Here is a 6,498-nt window from a genome sequence, read left to right as displayed (position 1 = left end):
TCCGGTGAGGATGTCAACTGTACTAAAAGTAGTTATCCTACTAATCTGCAGGCATCAATAAGTTTCACTAACTTGGTTAACGTTATATGAGAATGCAGTAAATTTGAAACAAAAAACTCTACTCTGACGATAACAACTAATTCTTAATTTCAGCTCTTGTTTAAGAAATTTAGAAAAATTAACTTTTTCCTTCCTAATATTCTCTTGAGCTTTTTTATTCTGCTTTTTAAGAAAAATATAGCAAATAGCTTAAAATACGCTGTCGGATTGTTGGTAAGTCTGTTGCTTTCTTTCCAAAAATCTTTAATAAAAATATTTGGTAAAATCACTATAAAAACTATACTGTTGAAAAACAGGCTTTTTTCAACACAAAAAGATAAGACCTAAAACGATTTTTCCAAAGATTTAATCTTAAGTAAGATCTTAAAATAAAAGAAATTTTTTAAGATCCCACAAATTTTCGTTTACTAATAACAAAAATAATAAAGAAATATATAAAAAGATTAATTTATTAAATAATTATTATGGATAGCACTTATATTTCAGAACAAAGAATATTTGATGTAATTGTTGTTGGTGCCGGACATGCGGGGATTGAAGCAGCCGGTGCTTCTGCAAGAATGGGATGTAAAACCCTACTTTTAACTCACAATATTGAGACTATCGGTGAAATGTCCTGTAATCCGGCTTTTGGCGGAATCGGTAAAGGACATCTTTTACGTGAAATTGATGCGATGGGCGGTATCTGTCCTAAAGCAATCGATCGTGCAGGAATACAATTTCGTACTTTAAATTCATCAAAAGGACCTGCAGTAAGAGCAACACGTGCTCAAACAGATCGTCATTTATACAAAGAAGTTATAAGAAAAACTCTTACTGATTATCCGAATTTAACAATCTTTCAACAGCCTTGTACGAAACTTATTTTTGACGGTGAAACATTAAGCGGTGTTGATACTGCTGCTGGGATCCAATTTAGAGCAAATGCCGTTGTTATTTGCTCAGGTACTTTTTTAAACGGCTTAATTCATATCGGTTTAAATCACTATCAGGGAGGAAGAGCCGGAGATCCTGCGTCTATAGGTCTTGCTGAAAATTTAAAAGAGTTAGGTCTTAAAGTAGGAAGATTAAAAACCGGAACACCTGCACGCATCGTTTCTTCATCTATCGATTATTCGAAAATGCAAAAACAGGATCCTGAATATCCACAGCCTGTTTTTTCATTTATGGATGAAGCAGATGTACATCCTACCCAAGTTCCTTGTTATATAACAAGAACTAATGAAGTAACTCACGAAATCATTCGTTCTGGACTTGATAGAAGTCCTCTTTATTCAGGGGTTATTCATAGCGTAGGACCGCGTTACTGTCCGTCAATCGAAGATAAAGTCGTACGTTATCCTAATCGTACTTCACATCAAATCTTTATTGAACCTGAAGGATTAACCTCACCTTTAGTTTATCCTAACGGAATATCTACTTCATTGCCTTATGATATTCAGGAAAAGTTCATACATTCAATTGAAGGATTGGAAAATGCCGTTATCGCAAGACCGGGGTATGCAATTGAATATGATTTTTATGATCCTCGCGAATTATCCGTATCTATGCAGTCTAAAAAAATAAAAGGACTGTTTCTTGCAGGACAGATTAACGGTACTACAGGATACGAGGAAGCCGCTGCGCAAGGACTTTTAGCGGGAATAAACGCTGCTTTATTCATTAAAGGGAAGAAGCCTTGGTTCCCGTCACGCAATCAAGCTTATATCGGTGTGATGATGGATGATCTTTGTACCTTAGGTACAAAAGAGCCTTATCGCATGTTCACGTCTCGAGCCGAATATCGTTTGATGCTCCGTGAAGATAATGCTGATTTGCGTTTAACTCCTGTAGCTTATGATTTAGGTCTCATAGACGGTGAACGCTACAGTGCTTTTGAAAAGAAAGTTAATGAAATTGAAAAAGAAAAAACACGATTAAAATCCACCTTGATAAAACCTTCATCAGAAGAAGCAAAAGAGCTTTCTAAAGTTTTAAAGACTCCTTTGTCAAAAGAACAGAAATTAGAGGAAATTTTGCGTCGTCCGGAGGCAAATCTTGATAATCTGCTTAAAGCATGTAAGCTTGATCCTATAGTTTCAACAGAGCAGGCTCGCGAACAGGTAGAAATCCAGATCCGCTATCAAGGCTATTTAGAGCATGAAATGGAAGAAATCAAAAAGCGTGAGCAGAACGAGAAAACTTTACTTCCGCTGAATTTTGATTATAAGAATATCAGTGCTTTATCAAACGAAGTTGCTCAAAAACTTAATGAGTACAAGCCTGAAACTTTAGGTATGGCTTCACGTATTTCAGGTGTAACTCCTGCGGCAATTTCAATTTTGATGGTTCATCTTAAGAAATTAAATTTAATCGGTAAAAATTAAAGGCACGGCATGAGTTTTAATAAACATACAGCTTTACCTCAGGCTGATTATCTTTGTAAAAAAATAAAGGAACTTTTGTTTAAGACTGCGGTTGTTTTTGATGACGAAAAAGTACAAAAACTTGCAGAACTGGTAATTTTGCTATGTAAATGGAATAAAGCACTAAATTTAACATCAATAAAAGATCCTGATGATATGGTAGTGCTTCATATTTTAGACAGTGCTGTCATTTCACCGCTTTTGACCGGAAAAAATATTGCTGATGTCGGTACCGGAGCCGGTTTCCCGGGATTGGTGTTGGCCATACTAAATCCTGACAAACATTTTACTTTAATTGATTCTGTGGCTAAAAAATTATCGTTTGTTAAAAGTGCTTCAGTTCAGCTTAAGCTTGAAAATGTCACGTTAATTAATGATCGCTGTGAAAATATAAAGCCTCTTGTTCCTTTTGACTGTATAGTCAGCAGAGCTTTTGCTCCGTTGGGTCGTATGGTTGAATGGTGCATACACCTTCTTGATGATAAAGGGATATTTATTGCAATGAAGGCAAATCTTGAAGATAGTGAGATAAAAGAAATCCCGCTCTTTGTTAAAATAAAGAAAATTGAAGAATTAAATGTCCCGACTTTAAATGCAGAACGCAAAGCTGTTTTTATAGAGAAAGCAGAATAAGGATTTAATTATGTCAAAAATCATAGCCATCGCTAATCAAAAAGGCGGTGTCGGAAAGACAACTACATGTGTTAATTTGGCTGCATCCCTTGCTTCATTACAGAAAAGAGTCTTAGTGATTGATTCTGATCCGCAAGGAAATGCCACAATGGCGTCAGGAATTAATAAATTTGAACTTAAAAAGACAATTTGCCAAGTTTTAATAGACGGAATGGATATTCGTGATTGTCTTATTGAAGAGACTAACGGTGCCTTTCATTTAATTCCTGCCAATGAGGATTTAACTGCCGCAGAAGTAAAGCTTCTTGATTATTTGGCAAGAGAATTCAGATTAAAAAATGCTTTAAATGATATAAAAGATAATTACGATTATATTTTTATCGATTGTCCGCCTTCTCTTAATTTACTTACCGTTAATGCCATGTGCGCAGCCGACAGTATTCTGGTGCCGCTGCAGTGTGAGTATTTTGCTCTTGAAGGTTTGACTTTGCTTATCGACACTGTCGATCAATTAGCTCATGCAGTAAATCCCAAACTTAAAATAGAGGGAATTTTACGTACAATGTTTGATAATCGTAATCGTTTGTCAAGCGATGTTTCGGATGAGTTAAAGCGTAATTTTGATACTTTAGTTTATGAAACTATTATTCCGCGAAATGTAAGACTTGCAGAAGCTCCAAGTTTTGGAAAGCCTGCAATGTATTACGATAAATCATCGATGGGATCAAAGGCTTATATGGCATTAGCTCATGAGATGTTGCAAAAAGACGGAAAATAAAGAGGAATTTTGAAGTGGCAGGTTTAGGCAGAGGTTTAAACGCGTTACTTAGCGAAAGTAAAGCCCGCGCACAACGTGAAGAAAATATTTTATTATCACAGCAGCGTGAGTTTAAGACTGAACTTAAAAATACTGTGTTGAATTTAAAGCTTGATTGTTTAATTCCGTCGCCTTATCAGCCGCGTCAGAATTTTGATAGTGAAGCTTTAAATGAACTTGCTTTATCAATAAAGGAGCACGGTCTTTTAGAGCCGTTACTGGTTAAATCCAAAGATGACGGCAAGTATGAAATAATCTGTGGAGAAAGACGTTACCGGGCTGCAAAAATTGCCGGTCTTTCTGAAGTTCCTTGTCTGGTTCGTGACGTTCTTGAAAAAAATGCTTATGCGATAGCGTTAATTGAGAACATTCAAAGAAAAGATTTAAATCCATTGGAGCAAGCTTCGGCTTTGCTGCAGATGATGAAAGAATGTTCATTAACGCAAGAGGATCTTGCTAAAACTTTAGGCAAATCAAGAAGCAGCGTTACTAACATTTTGCGTCTGAATCAGTTAAATGAAAATGTAAAAAAGTTTCTGCTTGACGGCAGTATTGAAATGGGACATGCAAAAGCCATTTTGAGTCTTGATAGTGAACTTCAGGAAAAAGCTGCCAAAATAGTGGTATCGAAAGGATTAAACGTAAGACAAACGGAAGCTTTTATAAAAGAGCTTAAAGATGAGTCTGATAAGGATTTAGGATCATCAAAAGCTAAGTTTGAAAAAAGTGCAATGTATAAGGATTGGGAAAAAGCTTTAAATTCAAGTTTGCATGGTGCTTTAGTAAAATTTACTCCGCAAAGTAATGAAAAAGGAAAAGTGGTTTTATCTTATAAAAGCAAAGAACAGCTCGAGGCAATAATTAAGCTTTTTGGTGTTTAGTTTTGTTAATTTCTAATAACAGCAAAGTAAAAAAGAGTCCAAGTTTTTATCATTTTTTAAAGAACGAGGCTCTTTTTTATCTATTAATAATTGTTATTCAAGCACTATTTTGGTGCTTTGTTTCTTATGTAGTTGATAAAAAAATATCAATTTTTTTCATTTCATCCGTTGCCGGAAGCACAGTTTTTTTATTTCCTACTTTTGTTTATTTTGCTTTAGGGTATAAGAGAAAAGATTCTCAATTATCTGCAGGTCTTGTGATTTATGATTCTATAAAATCTTTATTTTTTAAATACTTATTTTTTATAGTTCTTGTCTGTTTGTGTTTTAAGTTTTTAGAAATTGACGGTTTAGTCTTTTTTATTTCTTTAATTTTTAGTGCGATTTTTTGCTATATAAAACGTTTTTTTGCGATCTGGATTTAGAGATTAAACATTTGTCTTTGTTTTGACTTAAAAAAAATACGGTCATATATTATGATTCCATAACTGGCGTAAGCTTAGCGCTATAGCTTTTGTGTAAAAGATTATAAATATTAATATGTTATCTTTTAACAAAGGCGTTTGAAAATAAAAATTAAGCGAAATTAGATTTAAATTTTTTATATTTGATTTCGTTTGGTTTTTAGTTGGAACAAGACTAAGTCTAAATCAGTGCCGAACAATGATTATTATTTTTTGATCTTTTTTGGTGATTAAAAATTTCGGTACCGGTTAACGCTCGATGATAAAAAAGGTTTTGTAATTTATGTCAGAGCATAATTCTCAAGAATATATAGGTCACCATCTTCATTTTTTGCAGATGGATATGCGCGACGGATCTATTGTCGATAGCGTAAAACCCGTAAATCAGCAGGAGTTTCAATTCTGTTTGGATAACGGCGGTTCTGAAAATCAATGTTTAACTCAGGTTCAGACTGAAAAGTGCAGTTTTACAGATTTAGGTTCAGGTCAATGTTTTGCCCAGCTTGAATCTTCAGCATCAAAGCCTTTAATTAACCCTTATACGGTAAATATTGACTCTTTAGGTTTAACGGTTATTTTAGGAATCGTTTTTTTACTTCTGTTCAGATATGCGGCTAAAAAGACTTCATCCGGTGTACCTACAAAACTTCAATGCTTCATTGAAATGATCTTTGAATTTGTTCAAGATACGGTTGTTTCAATTTTTAAACGCAAAAGCAAGTTAATCGCTCCTTTAGCATTAACGGTATTCATGTGGGTATTTTTAATGAACCTCATGGATTTACTGCCTATTGATTTGATCCCCGGCCTTGCTACCGCTATCGGCGTGCCTTACTTTAGGCTGGTCCCGTCAGCTGATGTCAATATCACATTATCAATGGCCTGCGGTGTTTTCCTTTTAATATTTTATTTCTCATTCACCAATATCGGAGTTAAAGGATTCATCAAGAGCTACACATTGCATCCTTTTAATCACTGGGTATTTGCTCCGATAAATCTTATTTTGGAAGGTGTTTCCTTATTATCAAAACCTATTTCTTTAGGTTTGCGACTTTTCGGAAACATGTATGCCGGCGAAATGATTTTTATTCTTATCGCTTTACTTCCTCTTTGGTGGATCCAATGGGTACTTAATGTGCCTTGGGCATTGTTCCACATTTTAATTGTTACGTTGCAGGCTTTTATTTTTATGGTTTTGACCATTGTCTATCTGTCAATGGCAAGTGAAGAAGATTAAC

6 protein-coding genes are annotated in these 6,498 nt (G+C 34.7%); all 6 read left to right on the top strand.

Annotated features, from left to right (window positions below):
* Window positions 1-524: 524 nt before the first annotated feature.
* The 6 genes from mnmG to atpB all read left to right on the top strand — a co-directional run bounded on the left by mnmG (window position 525) and on the right by atpB (window position 6,497).
* Window positions 525-2,426, top strand: coding sequence for a tRNA uridine-5-carboxymethylaminomethyl(34) synthesis enzyme MnmG (gene mnmG / locus HMPREF9444_RS07655; RefSeq protein ID WP_009143844.1), 1,902 nt, complete (start codon window positions 525-527; stop codon window positions 2,424-2,426).
* A gap of 9 nt (window positions 2,427-2,435) precedes the next feature.
* The gene (gene rsmG, locus HMPREF9444_RS07650; protein WP_009143843.1) at window positions 2,436-3,098 is read left to right on the top strand and encodes a 16S rRNA (guanine(527)-N(7))-methyltransferase RsmG; all 663 of its coding nucleotides are present in this window, start codon (window positions 2,436-2,438) and stop codon (window positions 3,096-3,098) included.
* 10 nt (window positions 3,099-3,108) lie between these two features.
* The gene (locus tag HMPREF9444_RS07645; protein WP_009143842.1) at window positions 3,109-3,876 is read left to right on the top strand and encodes a ParA family protein; all 768 of its coding nucleotides are present in this window, start codon (window positions 3,109-3,111) and stop codon (window positions 3,874-3,876) included.
* A 14-nt stretch (window positions 3,877-3,890) separates the two neighbouring features.
* Window positions 3,891-4,796, top strand: coding sequence for a ParB/RepB/Spo0J family partition protein (locus tag HMPREF9444_RS07640; protein ID WP_009143841.1), 906 nt, complete (start codon window positions 3,891-3,893; stop codon window positions 4,794-4,796).
* Between the two features lie 2 nt (window positions 4,797-4,798).
* Entirely contained in the window at window positions 4,799-5,221 is a 423-nt protein-coding gene (locus HMPREF9444_RS07635; protein WP_009143840.1) for a hypothetical protein, read from the top strand.
* Window positions 5,222-5,543: 322 nt separating this feature from the next.
* The gene (atpB, locus tag HMPREF9444_RS07630) at window positions 5,544-6,497 is read left to right on the top strand and encodes a F0F1 ATP synthase subunit A (protein WP_009143839.1); all 954 of its coding nucleotides are present in this window, start codon (window positions 5,544-5,546) and stop codon (window positions 6,495-6,497) included.
* Window position 6,498: the final 1 nt, after the last annotated feature.

The sequence above is a fragment of the Succinatimonas hippei YIT 12066 genome (assembly GCF_000188195.1).
Taxonomy (GTDB): domain Bacteria; phylum Pseudomonadota; class Gammaproteobacteria; order Enterobacterales; family Succinivibrionaceae; genus Succinatimonas; species Succinatimonas hippei.
The sequence above is the reverse complement of the archived record's forward strand: the minus strand, read 5'-3'. Positions and strand labels throughout refer to the sequence as shown.